This is a genomic window from Paraburkholderia aromaticivorans (assembly GCF_002278075.1).
Taxonomy (GTDB): Bacteria; Pseudomonadota; Gammaproteobacteria; order Burkholderiales; family Burkholderiaceae; genus Paraburkholderia; species Paraburkholderia aromaticivorans.
Map to the genome: position 1 here is coordinate 1,070,321 of NZ_CP022990.1, position 18,513 is coordinate 1,088,833.

The 18,513-nt window shown below is 64.5% G+C and carries 14 protein-coding genes; 9 read left to right on the forward strand and 5 right to left on the reverse strand.

Going from position 1 to position 18,513, the window contains the following annotated elements:
• Positions 1 to 64: 64 nt before the first annotated feature.
• From CJU94_RS24540 to CJU94_RS24550, 3 genes are all read right to left on the reverse strand, one after another.
• Positions 65 to 1,318, reverse strand: a complete 1,254-nt coding sequence (locus CJU94_RS24540) for an ABC transporter substrate-binding protein (RefSeq protein WP_095421256.1) — start codon at positions 1,316 to 1,318, stop codon at positions 65 to 67.
• A gap of 88 nt (positions 1,319 to 1,406) precedes the next feature.
• Positions 1,407 to 3,392, reverse strand: a complete 1,986-nt coding sequence (locus tag CJU94_RS24545; protein ID WP_095421257.1) for a beta-galactosidase — start codon at positions 3,390 to 3,392, stop codon at positions 1,407 to 1,409.
• Between the two features lie 11 nt (positions 3,393 to 3,403).
• Positions 3,404 to 4,558, reverse strand: a complete 1,155-nt coding sequence (locus CJU94_RS24550; protein WP_095421258.1) for an ABC transporter ATP-binding protein — start codon at positions 4,556 to 4,558, stop codon at positions 3,404 to 3,406.
• Between the two features lie 189 nt (positions 4,559 to 4,747).
• Between CJU94_RS24550 and CJU94_RS24555 the strand changes: the two genes are divergently transcribed.
• From CJU94_RS24555 to CJU94_RS24580, 6 genes are all read left to right on the forward strand, one after another.
• The gene (locus CJU94_RS24555; RefSeq protein ID WP_095421259.1) at positions 4,748 to 5,779 is read left to right on the forward strand and encodes a LacI family DNA-binding transcriptional regulator; all 1,032 of its coding nucleotides are present in this window, start codon (positions 4,748 to 4,750) and stop codon (positions 5,777 to 5,779) included.
• A 261-nt stretch (positions 5,780 to 6,040) separates the two neighbouring features.
• Positions 6,041 to 6,805 carry a flagellar brake protein gene (locus CJU94_RS24560; RefSeq protein WP_095421260.1) on the forward strand — a complete coding sequence of 255 codons (765 nt, stop codon included), beginning with the start codon at positions 6,041 to 6,043 and terminating at the stop codon, positions 6,803 to 6,805.
• 463 nt (positions 6,806 to 7,268) lie between these two features.
• Positions 7,269 to 8,273 (forward strand): sugar ABC transporter substrate-binding protein, encoded by a 1,005-nt coding sequence (locus CJU94_RS24565; RefSeq protein WP_095421261.1) that lies wholly within the window; start codon positions 7,269 to 7,271, stop codon positions 8,271 to 8,273.
• Positions 8,274 to 8,365: 92 nt separating this feature from the next.
• A complete protein-coding gene (locus tag CJU94_RS24570; RefSeq protein ID WP_091807372.1) occupies positions 8,366 to 9,352 on the forward strand; it encodes an ABC transporter permease in 987 nt (328 codons plus the stop codon).
• Between the two features lie 73 nt (positions 9,353 to 9,425).
• The gene (locus CJU94_RS24575) at positions 9,426 to 10,223 is read left to right on the forward strand and encodes an ATP-binding cassette domain-containing protein (protein ID WP_095421262.1); all 798 of its coding nucleotides are present in this window, start codon (positions 9,426 to 9,428) and stop codon (positions 10,221 to 10,223) included.
• Between the two features lie 30 nt (positions 10,224 to 10,253).
• Positions 10,254 to 11,480: an ROK family transcriptional regulator gene (locus CJU94_RS24580; RefSeq protein WP_095421263.1), complete on the forward strand. Its 1,227-nt coding sequence runs from the start codon at positions 10,254 to 10,256 to the stop codon at positions 11,478 to 11,480.
• Positions 11,481 to 11,531: 51 nt separating this feature from the next.
• On the opposite strand, the gene CJU94_RS24585 is transcribed toward CJU94_RS24580, so the two are convergent.
• Positions 11,532 to 14,612 (reverse strand): transglycosylase domain-containing protein, encoded by a 3,081-nt coding sequence (locus tag CJU94_RS24585; protein ID WP_095421264.1) that lies wholly within the window; start codon positions 14,610 to 14,612, stop codon positions 11,532 to 11,534.
• 196 nt (positions 14,613 to 14,808) lie between these two features.
• Positions 14,809 to 15,810, reverse strand: a complete 1,002-nt coding sequence (locus CJU94_RS24590; protein ID WP_095421265.1) for a LysR family transcriptional regulator — start codon at positions 15,808 to 15,810, stop codon at positions 14,809 to 14,811.
• 146 nt (positions 15,811 to 15,956) lie between these two features.
• Between CJU94_RS24590 and CJU94_RS24595 the strand changes: the two genes are divergently transcribed.
• From CJU94_RS24595 to CJU94_RS24605, 3 genes are all read left to right on the forward strand, one after another.
• Positions 15,957 to 16,889 (forward strand): dihydrodipicolinate synthase family protein, encoded by a 933-nt coding sequence (locus CJU94_RS24595; protein WP_095421266.1) that lies wholly within the window; start codon positions 15,957 to 15,959, stop codon positions 16,887 to 16,889.
• A 195-nt stretch (positions 16,890 to 17,084) separates the two neighbouring features.
• Positions 17,085 to 17,654 (forward strand): RNA polymerase sigma factor, encoded by a 570-nt coding sequence (locus CJU94_RS24600; RefSeq protein ID WP_095421267.1) that lies wholly within the window; start codon positions 17,085 to 17,087, stop codon positions 17,652 to 17,654.
• Complete coding sequence (locus tag CJU94_RS24605) at positions 17,654 to 18,436, forward strand: anti-sigma factor (RefSeq protein ID WP_095421268.1); 783 nt, start codon at positions 17,654 to 17,656, stop codon at positions 18,434 to 18,436. Before CJU94_RS24600 ends, CJU94_RS24605 begins: the two co-directional genes overlap by 1 nt.
• The last annotated feature ends 77 nt before the right edge of the window (positions 18,437 to 18,513 follow it).

Genomic DNA, 18,513 nt, shown 5'->3' on the forward strand with positions numbered 1-18,513 from the left:
CCGGTCCCACGCAACATCCTTGCCGATCAGCTACAACCAAAGGCGGCCTCGCGGCCGCCGCCACTCACTTCTTGTAAATCCGCTTGCGCGTCTGCTCGAGCTGCGCGAGCACATCGTCAAGTTTCGTCGGGTCTGATATGAACTGCTGCATCCCCTTCATCCCTTCGTCGGCCATTTCCTTGGTCATGTCACGATCATAGAACTGCGCAATGCCGCCTTTCGTGTTCGCAAGAATCTGGAAGCCGATCCGGGAGATCGGGTCTTCCGGTTCCGGCGACTTGCTGTTCGCCGACAGCGAACCGAGCCCGGTGGCCAGCTTCGCGCCGATTTCCGGTGTCTCGACGAACGCGAGGAACGTGTGCGCATCCGCCTTGTTCTTCGCCTTCGACGGAATATGCAGCGACTCGACCGGGCCGTCTTCGGCGGTCGGCACCTTCGAGTCGATGATCGGGAACTGGAAGTAGCTCATCTCCGGTTTCACATTCGCCGGGAAACCAGCGGTAATGAACGTGCCCATCAGCATCATCGCCGCCTTGCCCTGGAACAGGAACGGCTGCACGGAATCGAGATCGTAGGAGAGCGAGTTGTCGATGAAATAGCCCGCGTCGATCAATTGCTTCCAGGTCGTGTAGACCTTCTTCACACGCGGGTCGGTATACGCGATCTCGCCCGCCATCAGCTTCTGGTGGAACGCATTGCCGTTCAATCGCAAGTCGAGATAATCGAACCAGCCGGCGAGCGTCCATGCGTCGCGCCCCGCCACCGCAATCGGCGTGATGCCGGCGGCCTTCAGCTTCTTGCAGTCGTCGAGAAACTGATCCCACGTTTTCGGCTCGCCGCTAATGCCGGCCTTCTGGAACAGATCCTTGCGATAGAACATGCCCCACGAGTAGTACACGGTCGGCGCGGCGTACTGCTTGCCCTTATACGACGACGCTTCCTTCGTCGACGCATACATGTCGTTCCAGCCGTTCTTCGCCCAGTCGCCGCTCAGGTCTTCGAACAGGCCGCGCTGCGCGTAATAGGCCATGCGTTCGCCGTCATGCCAGTTGACGATATCGGGAGCAACGGTCGTAAGCCAGCCGGGCAATTGCACCTTGTACGCTTCTTCATCGACGAACGACACCTTCACGTCGATACCGGGGTGCGCCTTCTTGAACTCGTCGATGACCGACTGCCAGACCGCGCGCTGGCTCGCGCCTTTGAACGCGATGTTGGCGGTCAGCGTGCCCGCCTGCGCGGTAGTGGCGACGGAGGTCCCCGCAGCCGCGGCGGCCAGCGCGAGTGCCAACAGAATCTTGCGTGGTTTCAGTTTCATGCTGCCTGTCTCCTTTATTCCTTGATTTTGCGTCGTTGTCGGTACTGCATGGAATTTCGTAGGCCTCTGCTTCTGCACAGTCAGATCGTCATCGCGTTCGGTAGACGGCCACACCCTGTGGTTCGACCGTGTGCGACCCGATCACGAAGGCTTCGCCGGCCACACCGCTGAGCGTGTGCGCGTGGTCGCCGTAGTTGAAGACGTAGGTCAGCGCGCCGCGCCGGCTCACCCGTACGCTGTCGCCGAGCGACATCGTGACGAGGCCCGCCTCGCGCGCGATCCGCTCGAACAGCCGCACCGTCAGTGAATCATCGAACAGACTCGCGAAGTAGTGAAACGCGCCGCTGCGCACATAAGCGGGATGGCCGTCCGCGAAACGGGCGCGCACGTCGAGCGAATCCGCCGCGTCGCTGTCGATGAAATCGCGCCAATGGCGCGCGAAACCGTCGTCTCCATTCGCCTCCGCACTGTCGGCAAGGCGCACCGTTTCAGTCACGTTCGGCCGCATCGATTCGACGCGCCACACCCGCAGCGGCAGCACGGCAGCCAGCGCGCCGGGCGGCAGATTCGCGGGAATCTGCAGGTCGCCGGTCTTCGAACCCGTGCGCGGACCGAGCACGATCTGTGCGCCGGAGTCTGCCAGACGCTGTGCAAAACCGGCCGGCACCACCGGCAATGGCGGCACGACGATCATGCTGTAGCCGTCCAGCGGCGCGTCCGCCGGCACGATATCCACGTCGAGTCCGAGCGCACGCAGCGCCGAGTAATACTCGAAGGCGAAGCGCGGATAGTGAAAGTCCGCTCCCTGCGGATGAATCTCGAAGAGCCACTTCGCCTCGTAGTCGTAGACGAGCGCGACTTTCGAGCGAATCGAAGCATTGGCGTCGCCATTCGCGGCGAGCACCGCGTGAATCTCCCCGGCAACCTGAGCCGCCTCGGTGCCGCCCACGTCGAGCCGGTTATCGGGCGTGTTCAGTCCCGCATGCATCTGCTCCTGCGCGAACGGCGCCTGACGCCAACGGAAGTACGACACACAGCCCGCGCCGTGCGCGAACGCCTCCCAGCTCCACAGCCGCACCATGCCCGGCAGCGGCGCCGGGTTCCATAGCGCCCAGTTGACCGGCCCCGGCTGCTGCTCCATCACCCAGAACGGCAGCTTCGACATGCCGCGATAGACGTCGTGATTGAACGACGCGAAGTCGGGATGCCCGCTGCGCAGCCAACGCGCTTTCACCTCCGGCGCGAACCATTGCTCTTCGAGCGCGCCGAGCGGATAGCTGTCCCACGTCGCGATGTCCAGATCAGCCGCGACCTTGTAGTGATCGAACTCGGTGAAGAGCTGCATGAAGTTGTGCGCAACCGGCCGCCCCGGCGAATGCGCGCGGATGATCTCGACCTGCATGCGGTTGTAGCGCGCCACCTCGTCGGACGCAAAACGCCGGTAATCCAGCCGATGCGAAGGATGCGCTTCCGTCACGGTCGCCACCGGCGCGTCGATCTCGTCGAAGCTGCGGTACTCCATGCTCCAGAACACCGTGCCCCAGGCGCGGTTCAACGCGTCGATGGTGTGATAGCGCGCCTTGAGCCATTCGCGAAAACGCCCCACGGCTGCCGGCGAATAACTGACCACCGTGTGATGGCAGCCGAATTCGTTATCGGTTTGCCAGTAGGCGACGGCCGGATGCTTGCCGTAGCGCTCGGCCACCGCCGTGCAAATCCGCTGCGACGCGGCGAAATACGACGGCGACGAGAAGTCGTAATGGCGCCGCGAACCGAACGCACGAGGACGGCCGTCCGCGCCGATCGGCAGAATGTCGGGATGGCGGTCGATCAACCATTTGGGCGGCGTCGCCGTCGGCGTGCACATCACCACCTTCAGGCCGGCCGCGCCCAGTACATCGATCGCGCGGTCGAGCCAGCCCCAATCGTATTCGCCGGGCGTAGGCTCGATCCGGCTCCAGGCAAACTCGGCGATCCGCACCTGGTCGATGCCGAGGGCTTTCATACGGCGGGCGTCGTCTTCCCACATCGACTCCGGCCAGTGTTCCGGGTAATAACAGACTCCAAGGCGCATCCGAATGTCCTCTATGCGTAGTGTTCGACGGATTCGAGCGAAGCGGCGGCAAAGCCGTCTTCGGTAAACAAATGGCAAGCGGGGCGAGGCACGCGCAGGCTGGCGCGCGCGCCGGGCGCGAGGCGCGTATCGCCCGGCGCTTTGGCGATCAGCGCGGTGCCGCCGGGCTGATCGAGGTGGACATAACTGTGTTCGCCGAGCTGTTCGACGAGCGACACGGTGCGCGTCAACACGGTCTCGTCCGGCGCAACGCAAGAGCTGTCGACCAGCTCCAGGTGTTCAGGACGTACGCCGAGCGTGACCGCTTGCGAGATTTGCACGCCCGCTCCGCTCACCGGCACGCGCACGGTTTCAGCCGTGTGATCGAGCGTCACGCCCACGCCTTGCGCATCGATCGACGCCACCCGTGCCGGCAGAAAATTCATCCGCGGCGAGCCGATGAAGCCAGCGACGAAACGGCTCTTAGGACGGTGATACAACTCGAGCGGCGCACCGATCTGGGCGATGCTGCCGTAGCGCTCGGTGTCCTTGCCGGCATGCAGGAGCACGATCTTGTCGGCGAGCGTCATCGCTTCGATCTGGTCGTGCGTCACGTAGACCACGCTGGCCTTGGCGAACTGCTTGTGCAGCCGCGCAATCTCGATGCGGGTCTGGCCACGCAGCGTAGCGTCGAGATTGGAAAGCGGCTCGTCGAACAGAAACACGCCGGGCTCGCGCACGATGGCACGGCCAATCGCCACGCGTTGCCGCTGACCGCCCGACAACGCTTTCGGCTTACGCTCGAGCAATGCCTCCAGTTGCAGGATGCGCGCGGCTTCCCGCACCTTGCGGTCGATCTCGTCCTTCGGGGTTTTGGATAACTTGAGGCCGAATGCCATGTTCTCGAACACGGTCATGTGCGGAAACAGCGCGTAGCTCTGAAACACCATCGCCACGCCGCGCTGCGCGGCCGGCACATCGTTCACGAGTCGGCCGCCAATCGAGAGGTCGCCGTCGGTCACATCCTCGAGGCCCGCGATCATGCGCAGCAAAGTCGATTTACCGCAACCGGACGGCCCGAGAAACACGCAGAACTCGTTCTCGCCAATCTCGAGATCGACGTCGCGGATCACCGGCGCGCCGTCGCCATACGCCTTTTGCACGCCTCTTAACGAAATGCTCGCCATTGCATCGACTCCGTGGTTTAATCGGCTCGAAGTCGGAGATTAAGCGCTTAATCAGCGAGGCCAAAAAAACGATCGCTGTGGATCGTGGGGCCTTGCCTGTCTCCGATATCGTTTTGTCTGTGCGAGAGATGGTGCCGCGCCTTTGACTGCGATGCAAATGTCGGGCAGCCATCCCAAATACTGAAAGCCATGCCCACTCTTAGCGAAGTCGCGCGTCATGCCGGCGTCACCCCCGCCACCGTGTCCAACGTGCTGCGCAATCGCGGCCGGGTCGGCGCGACCACCCGGCAACGCGTGCTGGACGCCGTCCAGGCGCTCGGCTACCGCCCGCATCTCGCCGCGCGCGCACTCGCCGAGGGTCGCGCGCCCACGCTCGCGCTGATGGTGTCGAGTATCGCCAACCCGTTCTATCCGGAGTTCGCGCTCGCCGTCGAACGCGCGGCGCGCACGAGCGGCCATTTCGTGATCATCTGCAATACGAACGAAGATCCGTTGACCGGCCGCGCGTATCTCGACCAGATCGCGGGCACGCTCTCCGAAGGCGTGCTCGTGACGAATGCGAACCTCGACTTCGCCGATCTTCATACAACCGAGTCGCGCGGCACGCCGGTGGTGCTATGCATGTGGGAACGGCCTGACGAGCCGCCGGGGCTGCCGTGTGTCGCGGTCGATTTCCGGCGGGCGGGCGAACTGGCCGGCACGCATCTGCTGGAGCTCGGTCATCGGCGGATCGGCGCGATTGTCGGCAGTAAAGCGTCGGGCATTCACGCGGCGCGTTACGAAGGCTTCGTCGACGCGCTGCGCGCGAGCGGCGCGCCGAAAAGCCGCGTGAAGCATGCGGCCGACACGATTCAGGGCGGCTACGCCGCGGCACGCGCGCTGCTCGAAAGCGATCCGAAGCTCACCGCGATCTTCGCGACCAACGACCTGCCCGCGCTCGGCGCGATGCACGCCGCCGCCGACCTCGGTCTGCACGTGCCCACGGACCTGTCCGTGATCGGCATCACCGACATTCAGCTCGCACGCGAGTCGCGCCCCGCGTTGACGACGGTCGCCGTGCCGACGGCCGAGGTGGCCGGACTCGCGGTATCGCTGTTGCGCGAGCTGATCGAGTCGTCGTATGGCCAGGCGGGACGCGACCCCGCCGGCGTGCCGATGCGGATTTCCTCGCCGCCCGAACTCGTTGTGCGCGCATCCACCGGCGCACCGCGTTCGCGGTGATGTGGCCGTAACAGCATCGCGCACGTTACGTAGCAAACCCGCCCTCAGCCCGTAGCGGCCTCCCCGCGCACCGCCCGTGACAGGCCGCAAACGCTCCGCGGCAAGCGGTTCGGCGGCGCGCGCACCGCGTTCATTTCCCGCTCCATGCAGTTGGCACGGTCCCTGCAATCAGACAGGTAAAGGCCGGGCGCCGCGCGACCTGGAGGCCGCCCGCGCTCTCCAACTGGCCAGGCCAAGGCCATTACACGCATGGAAATTCCAATGATCGCCGATCTCCTGCAGGACGCTGAAGTCGCGCAACACAATCATCACGCCGCCTCGAACTTCGCGCAGCGCCATCCGTTGCAAATCGCCGTTTGTCTGCGCAACCTGGTAGCCGGACAGGACTTCGTCACGGTCGAATTCGGCGGCCGGCAGATCGTCACGCAGATACTCGACGTCGACTCGCGCAATGCGCGCTTCGTGTTCGATACCGGCAGCGTGGCCGATGACAACACCGCGCTGCCCGCTGCACGGCAACTGACGTTCCGCAGCCTGCCTGGCGGCATTCGCACCGAGTTCACCACACCCGGCGCCACGCCGGTCATGTTCGACGGATTGCCGGCGTTCGAAGCGCCCTTCCCGTCGTTGCTCTACTACGTTCAACGCCGCGAATTCTTTCGCGTGCAAACGCCCGTGCTTGACCCGTACATCGCAAGCGGGTCGTACGTGGACGGCGGCTCGTTCCGGCTGGAATTGCTGGACCTCTCGTTGGGCGGCGTCGCGTTGAAGACGGCCGACGAACGCTTCGGCTCGCTCGAAAGCGGCACCGTGCTGCGCGAGGTCGCGCTGCAACTCGGCAGCTTCGGCACGCTGCGGCTCGATCTGGAAATCGTCGCGCCGCGCCAGGTGAGCACAGCGAAGGGCGACCGGCGCTTCGTGATCGGCTGCAAGTTCGTCGCGACACCGGGCCCGGCCGAGCGGACCTTGCAACGCGTCGTCACGCAACTCGAAACCCGCCGGCAAACGCTCGTGCCGCGCCGGTAAGTCCATGCGCCGCAGCGCGCGTGGGTGACGATCGTTGCATCGCCGCCAGCGCGCGCCGCGCATTTGGAAGGTCACTGAATCTCCGTCACGCCGCAAACCGTTGGGCCTGGTAAACGCTCTCCCAGCCTTCAATCTCCTTTCATTCGAGCCAGGACTTTCCCCAAGCCCGAAGGCCCGATCTTGCATCGCACCACGCCCGTCGAACCCTGCCAGGTAAGGCTCAGCGCCCGACGGCGGGTTTTCGCGCGTCACCGCCCGTGCCGATCGTTTCCTTGACGAGCGTCCGCGCGCCTGCTGTACTAAATCAACCTGAGTGATTTAAGGGGCGAGAATCGAGTCGGCGGAGGTCGTTTCGAACCGCCTCGTCGCATCGAGCCGCAAACCAGGTTGTCAGCGCGCAGCGTTCGCGCGGGCAGCCGCCAGCAGTCCACAACGTCGTTGCCAAGAACCGGAGGAGCGTCCCATGAATCTGAATTCCCGCAGGCTTCCTGTCGCCAGGAAAATCGTGTCGATGTGCGTCGCCGCATCGGCGGTGTGGTGTGCGAGCGCGAGCCAGGCGGCCGATCAGCCTGTCGTCGGCCTCATCACCAAGACCGACACCAACCCGTTCTTCGTGAAGATGAAACAGGGGGCCGAGGCGGCCGCCTCGAAAGACGGCGCGAAGCTGGTCACCGCCGCGGGCAAGTTCGACGGCGATAACGCGAGCCAGGTCACCGCCATCGAAAACATGATGACGGCCGGCGCGAAAGCGATTCTGATCACGCCGAGCGACACCAAGGCGATCGTGCCGAGCATCAGGAAAGCCCGCGCCGCCGGCGTGATGGTGGTGGCGCTCGACACGCCGACGGATCCGCAGGACGCCACCGACGCCCTCTTCGCCACCGACAACTTCAAGGCCGGCGTGCTGATCGGCAAATACGCCAAAGCCGCGCTGAACGGCAAGCCGGCGAAGATCGCCACGCTCGATCTCGCGCCTGGCGTGTCGGTTGGCGTGCTGCGTCATAACGGCTTCCTGGAAGGCTTCGGCGTAAAGGCAGGCGATCCGTCGGTGGTCTGCAGCCAGGACACGCGCGGCGATCAGGCCAAGGGCCAGACGGCGATGGAAAACTGCCTGCAGAAGTCGCCCGACATCAACGTGGTCTACACGATCAACGAGCCGGCGGCGGCGGGTGCTTATCGCGCGCTCAAAGCGGCGGGCAAGGACAAGGACGTGATGATCGTCTCGATCGACGGCGGCTGTGAAGGCGTGCGCAACGTCAAGGCCGGCGCCATCGCCGCGACCTCGCAGCAATATCCGCTCAAAATGGCCTCGCTCGGCGTGACGGCCGGCGTCGAGTACGCGAAGACCGGCAAGAAGGTCTCCGGCTATCAGGACACCGGCGTGACGCTGATCACCGACAAGCCGATGTCCGGCATCGACAGCAAGGACACGAAGTTCGGCCTCGACAACTGTTGGGGCAACAAGTAACGCGCATTGAACACAGCGGCCCGCTTCGCCGGGCCGCCATCGGAATTGCCGCGTGGCTCCCGCGCCACGCTCATGCATCGAGGTCATCCATCATGTCGACTCCATCCGCGCCCGCCGGCCATTCCCGCTCGTTCGCCGAGCGCATGCCATCGCTTGCCGAGGTCGGGCCACTCATCGCACTGGTGCTGGCTTGCGGCTTCTTCATCTCGCAGAGCAGCCGCTTCCTGTCGTTCCAGAACCTCTCGCTGATCCTGCAGCAAACCATGGTGGTCGCGGTCATCGCCATCGGCCAGACGCTGATCGTGCTGACCGGCGGCATCGATCTGTCCTGCGGCATGGTGATGGCGTTCGGCTCGATCATCATGACCAAATTCGCGGTCACGCTCGGCGTGCCGCCGGTCCTCGCGATTCTGTGCGGGATCGGCGCGAGCACACTGTTCGGCGCGCTCAACGGCGTGCTGATCACGCGCATCAAACTGCCCGCCTTCATCGTCACGTTGGGCACGCTGAATATCGCCTTTGCGCTCACGCAGATCTATTCGAACGCCGAGAGCGTGTCGAACCTGCCGGACGCGATCATGTTCTTCGGCAACACGTTCAAGCTCGGCCCCGCGGATGTCACGTACGGCACCGTGCTCACGCTGTTGATGTATCTGGCGACCTGGTTCGTGTTGCGCGATACGGTGCCGGGCCGGCATTTGTACGCACTCGGCAACAACCCCGAGGCCGCGCGCCTGATGGGCCTGTCGTCGCAGAAGATCCTGCTGACCGTGTATTCGCTGGCCGGCGCGATCTACGGCATCGCCGCGCTGCTGTCGGTGTCGCGCACCGGCGTGGGCGACCCGCAGGCCGGGCAGACCGAGAATCTCGACAGTATTACCGCGGTCGTGCTCGGCGGCACGAGTCTGTTCGGCGGGCGCGGCTCGATTGTCGGCACGCTGCTCGGCGCGCTGATCGTCGGCGTGTTCCGCAACGGTCTCACGTTGATCGGTGTTTCTTCGGTCTACCAGGTGTTGATCACCGGCATGCTGGTGATTCTCGCGGTGGCCGCGGACAAACTTTCCCATCGTCGCGGTTAACCGCAATCGCACTACGTGCATGGGGCCGCAGTCAGCGCTCAGGCGCCGACTTTGGCCGACACAGGAGCCTGTCATGTCGACACCCACTTCCGCTTCTACCGCGATGCCCGTTCTGCAGGCGCGCGGACTCATCAAACGCTACGGCAACGTGACCGCGCTCGACGGTTGCGATTTCGAAGTTCTGCCCGGCGAGATCATGGCCGTGATCGGCGATAACGGCGCGGGGAAATCGTCGTTGATCAAGGCGCTTTCCGGCGCTACCGTACCCGACGAAGGCGAGATTCTGCTCGACGGCAAACCGGTCAAGTTCCGCAGCCCGCTCGATGCCCGCGCCCAGGGCATCGAAACCGTGTACCAGGAACTCGCGGTGGCGCCGGCCATGAGCATCGCGGAAAACCTGTTCCTTGCGCGCGAACTGCTGAAACCCGGCTGGCGCGGCTCGATCTTCAAGATGATCGACAAGCGCCGCATGCTCGACGAAGCGACCGCGCACATGAAAGATCTGCAGATCGGCATCCGCTCGATGCGCCAGGCGGTCGAAACGCTCTCGGGCGGCCAGCGCCAGGGCGTGGCCGTGGCGCGCAGCGCGGCCTTCGCGCGGCATGTGGTGATTCTCGACGAACCCACCGCCGCGCTCGGCGTGAAGGAAGGCAACATGGTGCTGGAACTGATCCGCCGCGTGCGTGATCGCGGCTTGCCCGTGATCCTCATCAGCCACAACATGCCGCACGTGTTCGAGATCGCCGACCGCATCCACATCCAGCGACTCGGCCGGCGCGCCGCGCTCGTGAACCGGAAAGACATCCACATGTCGGAAGCCGTGGCGATCATGACGGGCGCAAAGGAAGCAGACGTCAAGGCGATTGCCTGATGCCCGCCTCCTGCTGAGCGGATTCTCACCATGGAAACCACCGGCACCCGCTCGCCCCTCAAACGCACGGTCGGCTCGAACCAGGTCGGCATGCGGCAGTTCAACGAGCGCATCGTGCTGCAGGCGATCCGCCTGCACGGGCCGCTGCCGAAAGCCGATGTGGGCCGCCTCACGCGTCTGTCGATGCAGACGGTGTCGATGATCGTCGAGCGCCTCATCGACGACGGCCTGCTCGAAAAACAGGCTCGCGTGCGCGGCAGGATCGGCCAGCCGTCGGTGCCGATCGCGTTGCGCGCTGAGGGGGCGTACACCATCGGCATCAAGGTGGGACGCCGCAGTCTCGACGTGCTGGCAATGAATTTCGCCGGCCAGGTGGTGCATCGCGATGTCTTCGACTACGCGTATCCCGATCCGCGCACGCTGTTTCCCGCGCTCGAAAGCAAACTCGCGCGCGTGAACCAGACGCTCGGCGCGAAGGCCGACCAGGTTGTCGGCGTGGGCGTCGCGGCGCCGCTGTGGCTTGGCGGCTGGCGCGACTTTCTCGGCGCGCCGCCCGACGCGCTGGAGGCGTGGCACGAGATCGATCTGCGCTCGCGCATCGCCACCATGACGGGCCTGCCCGTCGAGTTCGCCAAAGACACCACGGCCGCCTGCGCCGCCGAGCTCGTGATGGGCCAGGGCCGCGGGATCCACAATTTTCTGTATCTGTTCGTCGGCACGTTTATCGGCGGCGGCCTCGTCATCGACGGCCGTTTGCATGGCGGCCCGCACGACAACGCGGGCGCGGTCGGTTCGATTCCGCTGCGCGAAGGCGGTCCGCGCAAACCCGCGCGCCAGCTGCTGCATGCGGCCTCGGGCTTCGTGCTCGAAAAGCTATTGACCGATGCGGGTGCGCCGGCCGCGGCCGCGCACGATCATCGCGCGCTCTCGCCGGAGATGTGGCGGCTCACCGAGCAATGGCTCGACAGCGCATGCCCCGCGATCGCCAACGCGCTGACCAATGCAGCCGCCCTGCTCGACCTCGAAGCAGTCGTGATCGACGGCGAACTCGACCGGCAGCTGGTGCGGCAAATCATTCGCCGCACCGAGCGCGTGCTCGACCGCTTCGAATGGGAAGGCATGGTGCGTCCGCAATTGCTGGAAGGCGCGATCGGCGCCGATGCGCGCGCCATGGGGGGCGCGATTCTGCCGCTCTACGCGCATTTCGCGCCCGTGCACGAGCTGTTTCTGAAACCGGCAGCGGAGGCGGTTTATTAGCCCCTGACGGTGCGGTCCATCCGGACCACACCGGCACGCTTCACGCACTGCTCATTGCGTTGCGACCTTCGTCGTGGACGCCGTTTTCACAGGCGCATCGTTTAGCAACGGCTGCAACACCGGCGCCAGCGACTTCAGCAACTGCACCGAGAGCGCGCTCGTGAACTCGTAATGCGCGGCATACGGTTCATGCACCCACGCGGTCAGCGTGCCGTAGAAGCGGTCGCCCATCGCGAACACGAAGGTCGCGCTGCGGTTCACCTTGCGCGACTCGATCAGCCGGGCGCCTTTGGCGAACACATTGAAGCGTTGATCGCCGGTGCCGGTCTTGCCGTACACCTGCAGCGTCTGACCGTCTGGGAACGTCATGCCTTGCGCAAGACGCTTCGCCGTGCCGCCCGTCACCACGTCACGCAACAGCGCTTTCACCACGCCCGCGATTTCCGGCGACAACTGCTGCTGCGGCGCCACCGCCGCGCGGCGGAAATGCGTTTCGTAAGGCGTGTCTTTCGCGAAATCGAGTTGCGTGAGGCTTTCGGTCGGCACCTTGTTGCCGTCGTTGGCAATCACGCCGATCAATTGCGCGAGCGCGGCGGGCCGGTCGCCCGACGCGCCGATCGCCGCCGCATACGAAGGCGTGAGCGTCGCGAACGGATAACCAAGGGCCTGCCACGATTTGCCGATCGCATCATAGGCGCGCAGTTCGACCATCCGCTTGATGCGGCGGTCCTGCGTCGCGTGATAGCGCGTCTTGAAGAGCCACGAATAGGTCGACAGACGCACGTCACGGCTCGCACGCTGGATCTGGTCGAGCGTGGAGTCGGGATGCTCGCGCAGATAGTTGAGGGTCCACAGTTCCAACGGATGCACGCTCGAGATATAGCCGCGGTCGTTCAGATTGAAGCGGTCGATGGCGTATTTGACGTACAGGTTCGCGAGGTCTTCGTCGTCGAGCACCGAGGCGGCGGGCGTATTTTTCAGCGCCGTGCGCATCTGAGCGTTGAACCATGCATTCGACTCGTCCGGCGCGACGCTGCGCAACACCGTCGCCACTTTGGGCGGCGATTTACGCACGCCGAGCAGCAGCAGCGTCAAGGCCTGATCGCGCGTTTTGCCGTGATACTTCGTGTAGAAACGATTCATGTACACGCGGCTTTCCTGATCGGCAAAGCGCGTCAAATACATCTTGCGGGTCGCCGGATCGCCCAGCCATTGCGACGACGGGCCGGTGGTCTGCACCATTTCGTAGTGAACGATGTCGCGCATCAGGCGCACGAACACCAGGTTCACCGAATGCTGGAAGGCGCGGTGCACGGTCAGGATGCGGCTGTTGTCGTCGGATTCGAAATTGTTGAAGGTCTGCGCGCCGCCGCCCGTGTAGAACGTTTCACCGGGACTGGCCGAGTATTTGCGCTCCACGGCCGCGTCGAGCATGGCTTGCAGCGAACGGTTCGAGGTGTGCGCCAGGTAATCGAGCGCCCAGCGCGTGAGCTGGTCGTTCGGATCGGGCTTGACGGCTTTCAGCTCCGCTGTGCTCAGCGGTGCATAACGCCGGTGCAGGTCGGAGACGATCTGCAAATACGTCACCACGGTACGTAGTTTCGCCGTCGAACCGAGATTGAGCCGCGCGCCGGAATTGATATCGAACGGCTGGTTGACGCTGTCGGTTTGCACGCGCACGAGGTTGGCGCCGTCGCGCCGCTCGAACAACGTGAAGCTATAGGCGATCTTCGACGGATCGTCCGACGCGCGCAGCATTTCGAAGCCGACCAGACCCGCGGCTTTCGCGCCGTCACGCGTAGCGGCAGCGGCGAGGCGTTCGCTCACGGCTTGCTGAACGGCGTTGTTGAGCGTGCCCGTCGCCTGGAGATCGAGGCGGTCGAGTTCGTAAAAACTCCGAATGCCGAGCGCGGCCAGCAGGTGCGAGCGCATGGACGTCACCGCCTTGCGCGACACGAAGGAATCCATGCTCGCCGTTCGCGCGGGCGCACGATGCAAATCGACCACGGCGGACAGCGCCGCATCGCGCAGCGGCATCGACACGATGCCGCCGTTCGCGAGCAGCCGCAGATAACTGTCGGTCAGCCGTTCGAGTTCCTTGTAACCGTGATGCAGGAAATACGACGGCGCGCGCTGCGCGATCATCAGCGAAAGCACCTGGCGGAACGCCACCCCCTGCTCCGGCAGATTCTGTTCGGTCGACGGCGCTGTCAGAATACGGTTGACGTCGTTGAAATCGCGTCCGTACCAGGCGGCGAGCCCGTCGCCAATGCCGTTGATTTCGCCGATACCCGGCTGCGCGGCGAGCGGCACCGAGTTGAGATAGTGGACCACGATCTGCCTGCGCGCCGGCATGGTTTGCGGGCCGTTCAGATAAGCACGCACCGAAGCCGACGCGATCTGCCGTAATTTCTCCGGCGGGCTCGCGGTGCGCCCGCCTGCCGAGTGGCGGAATTTTTCGATCTGCGTGGCGAGCGTGCTGCCGCCGGGTTGTGCCTGATGGTGGTTGAACACGCGCACGCCTTGATCGGCCAGGGCGCGGCTGAAGCGTCCCCAGTCGATTGCCGGATTGCGGTTCGGCTGATCCGGATCGAGCAGATAGCGGTCTTCGATAAAAAGCAGCGAATTCACGACGAGCGGCGGAATCGCGTCGAAGTCATCGTAGACGCGGCCAGGAAACTGCGCGGCGAAAAGCGGCGCGCCGGTGCCGTCGAAGAGTTGCAAGCCCGCGCGGTCCTTTTCTTCGTATGGAAGAAAGAGGCCGTTATCCGCCAGCGTCAGCATCCGCTCGGAGTCGCGCGCCTGGGCACTGATGGCAAATCCGTTTTGCAACAGGCGCTGCTGGATCGACGGCAACAGCGCGTAGCCCAGACGGCTGTCGTAAGGGCCCTGGCTGGATTCGGGAAAACGGATGGCGTGACTGGGACCGTCGGCGACGGAGAAACCCACGTCGCGAGTCAATTCGGAGAGATAGCGCGCCTGCAATCGCGATGTTTCGATCTCGACCTGGCAAAAGCGCGCCGCGAGGGCCAGCGCGAGCAATAACGCTGCCGCCAGCGCCCATTTGAACCACTTCCGGGCAGGCGCCGTGCCTGTCGCGCGAAACGGTAACCGAACCAGTGGCCGATTCATGCTGCTCTCCCCGAGCGGGCGCCGTGCTCTTCTGACCTGACGCGCCTTCAAAAGAGTGTAGCTCGGAACGCGAAGCCGCTAACGGTACGGATTTACCCGAGAGTGTCACGGCTACAACACCCTTTTGCGAGGCATGGCGCAGGCGCCATCGCCATGCGATATTGAGAGACTTTCGTGTGTCGAAAAAAGCGCCTCTTCAGGCGCTTTTTTGCTTGCGTGCCGTGTGCGCCGGCAGCCGTTTTCGCGGCGGCCGCGGCGTTTGCAGCGGTTGCGGCGGATGCACACGCAGCAATTCGATGAACTGTTGGGCCGGCGGCGACAGCACGCCGCCCTTGCGTGTCACGATGCCGAACGTTTGCGACGGCGATTTGAGCTTCACCGGCACGAGGCGCAGCATCTTTTTCCGCACGAACAAACCGGCGATCGCGCTGGGCAACAGCGAAACCAGATCGTGACTGCTTTGCAGGAGTGCAACCGTCACGAAAGTCGAGGCCGTCGAAACCGGGTTATCCGGCATCTGCAGACCGGCCAGATCCATCTCCCGTTCGAGCAGCGCGTGCAGCGGCATATGCGACGGATACATCACCCAACGGTGACCGGCCAGATCGCGCAGTTTCACTTCTTTGTTCGGCAACGGCGGATGGCCGTAGCCCACCACCACTGAAAGCGGCTCGTCGCCTAGCGGACGGTAATGATATTTCGACGGATCGGCCGCCACTGCCGCGCGGCCGATCACCAGATCGAGCCGGCCGTCGTCGAGTTGCTGCAGCATGCGCGCGCTCGTGTCTTCCACCACTTCGACGGAAAGATCCGGCTGACCGGCATGCAACTGATTCAGCGCCGGCACGACGCACTCGGGAATCGCTCCCATGATCGCGCCGATCGCGAGACGCCCGCCGCGCCCGGAACGTATCTCGGCGACGTCCTGGCAGAGCGCGGTGAGATCGGTCGTCACGAGGCGCGCGTAGCGGATCACGCAATGGCCGAGCTGGTTCGGGATCATGCCGCTTTTCGAGCGCTCGAAGAGCGGCGCCTCGAGCATCGACTCCAGTTCCTGCAACGCCTTGCTGGCCGCCGACTGCGTCATCGACATTACGCCGGCGGCTTTGTGCAGCGACTTCTGGTCGTCGAGCGCGATCAGCAGTTGCAGTTGCTTCATGCGCAGTTTCGAAAGCAGAAGATTCAGGGTGTCTTTCATGGCGTGCCGGGCTCAAGCGCTAAAGCGCGGGTAAGTCGCAAAAGCGATCACAAGATGGAAACAATTCAATATACCTGTCGCGTCCACCTCCGTATAGTCGGCAGCAATCTTCCGGTATTCCAACACCCTCGAAAACGCACCTCGCCATGACCCAGACTTCGCATCCTGCCGCATTGCGCGGCGTGTTCCCCGTCGTGCCGACCATCTTCGACGAGGCCGGCCGTCTCGACCTCGAAGGCCAGAAGCGCTGCATCGACTTCATGATCGACGCGGGCTCGAACGGGCTGTGCATTCTGGCGAACTTCTCCGAGCAGTTCGCCCTCTCCGACGACGAGCGCACGACGCTGATGCACGTCGCGCTCGAACACGTCGCGGGCCGCGTGCCGGTGATCGTCACGACCACGCATTTCAGTTCGCACCAGTGCGCCGAACGCAGCCGCAGCGCGCAAGCCGCGGGCGCCGCGATGGTCATGATCATGCCGCCATACCACGGCGCGACGATCCGCATCGGCGAGCGCGGCATCTTCGAGTTCTACCGTGCCGTGTCCGACGCGATCGAGATTCCGATCATGATTCAGGACGCGCCGGTGAGCGGCACGGCCTTGTCCGCGCCGTTTCTCGCCCGCATGGCGCGCGAAATCGACCACGTGTCGTACTTCAAGATCGAGGTGCCGCAGGCGGCCAACAAACTGCGCGAACTCATCGAACTCGGCGGCGATGCAATCGTGGGGCCGTGGGACGGCGAAGAGGCGATCACGCTGATGGCCGATCTGGATGCGGGCGCAACCGGTTCGATGACGGGCGGCGGCTACGCCGACGGCATCCGCCGGATCGTGGACGCCTATGCGGCCGGCGACATCGAGGCGGCGGCCGCGCACTATCAGCAGTGGCTGCCGCTGATCAACTATGAAAACCGCCAGGGCGGGCTCGCGTCGTGCAAGGCGCTAATGAAGGAAGGCGGCGTGATCCGTTCGGACGCGGTGCGCCATCCGTTGCCGCAGATGCATCCGGCCACCCGCGAAGGACTGTTGAATGTCGCGCGGCGGCTCCATCCGCTGGTGTTGCGCTGGGGTCGCTAACCCGCGCCGGGAAGCAGCCGGACGCAGCGATGAATCTGGTCACGATCAGGTCAAAGTCGGGTCAAAGTCGGGTCACAGTCAGGTCGAATACGCACACACCGCATCAACGGATGCAAGCCGAGGGGAAAAAAACCGCATATAAGACGGCGGAGAAATTGAGTAACATAGGCCCGCAAGCTCACCCTAACTTTCTCCATGACCGCCAAGCCTCGAGAACTGACGCCGGAAACCCTTGCCGAGCTGCTCGAACGTGTCGCCAAACAGGATGCCGCGGCATTGCGCGAGCTTTATGATCTCGCCGCCCCGAAACTGTTTGGCCTCGCCCTCCGTATATTGAGCAAGCATGAGTGGGCCGAAGAAGTCTTGCAGGACAGCTTCGTCAACATTTGGCGTTTCGCCGGCGACTATCGCCGCGCGCTGTCCGCCCCGATGACGTGGATGTCGGCCATCGTCCGTAATCGTGCTCTCGATCACCTGCGGCGGGTCAACACGCAGGAAACAGAATGGAGCGATGCGTTGGACGATCTCCTGGCGGCCGGCGATCCGGATCCCGAAGCGCTGACCGCGGTCAGCCTGCAGGCACGTTTGCTGGCCGGCTGCATGCAGCAACTGGAGCCGGCACAGCGTCAGGCGGTCGCCCTCGCCTACCTGCGCGATCAGAGCCATAGCGAGATCGCGGAAGTGCTGACGGTGCCGCTCGGCACCATCAAGTCATGGATCCGGCGCGGCCTCGCCAAGCTGAAGACCTGCCTGGGAGGCGAGTGATGAATCTCCATCGCTATCCTCAGCTAGTCGATCTGCTGGCCGCCGAGTATGTGCTCGGCACGTTGCGCGGCGGCGCGCGGCGCCGCTTCCAACGCTACGCGGACCACGACACGACGATCCGCAAGGCCGTCGACGAATGGCAGCGCCGCATCTCGCCGATGGCCGAACTCGCGGAGCCGCGCATGCCCCCCGCCGCCGTGTGGGACGCCATCGAACGGCGGCTCGGCCTCACGGCCGCGCGTGACGCGGCACGCCCGCGCACCGTGGTGGAAACGCCGGCGCGGCCGGCGCGCAGCCTGTTCGAGAATCTGGCGTTCTGGCGCGGCTGGGCACTCGGCGTCACGGGTCTCGCCGCGGTCGCCGTGGTGGTCGCCGTCCGCTCGCTGTTGCCCTCCGCCACGGCGCCTGTCACCGCGCCGACCGTGGCTCAGCAAGCAGAAGCAACCGTGTCGCATGTCGCCGTGCTGAACAATAAGGACGCGCATCCGGTCATGCTGGTCGCATGGGATGAAGCGCATTCGACCATGACGGTGCAACCGCTCGGCAAGGTCGACCTGCCCGTGGGCCGGGCGATGGAACTGTGGGGCATTCCGGCGAGCGGCCACCCGGTCTCGCTCGGCATGCTGCCGGACAGCGCGAACGGAAAGGTCACCGCCGGTCAGCAGAAGCCGGAGAGTTATGCGGCGCTGGCCGTCTCGATCGAAGCGCCGGGCGGCTCGCCTGATCACAATGCGCCTAGCGGTCCGGTGGTATACACCGGCAAGCTGCTGCCGGTGTCGTGACGGGACTTATGCCGAACGTCGCCCCGCCGTTCAGTCCGGCAAGGCCGGCATTCGCTCGACGCGGGCGCCGCCTTGCC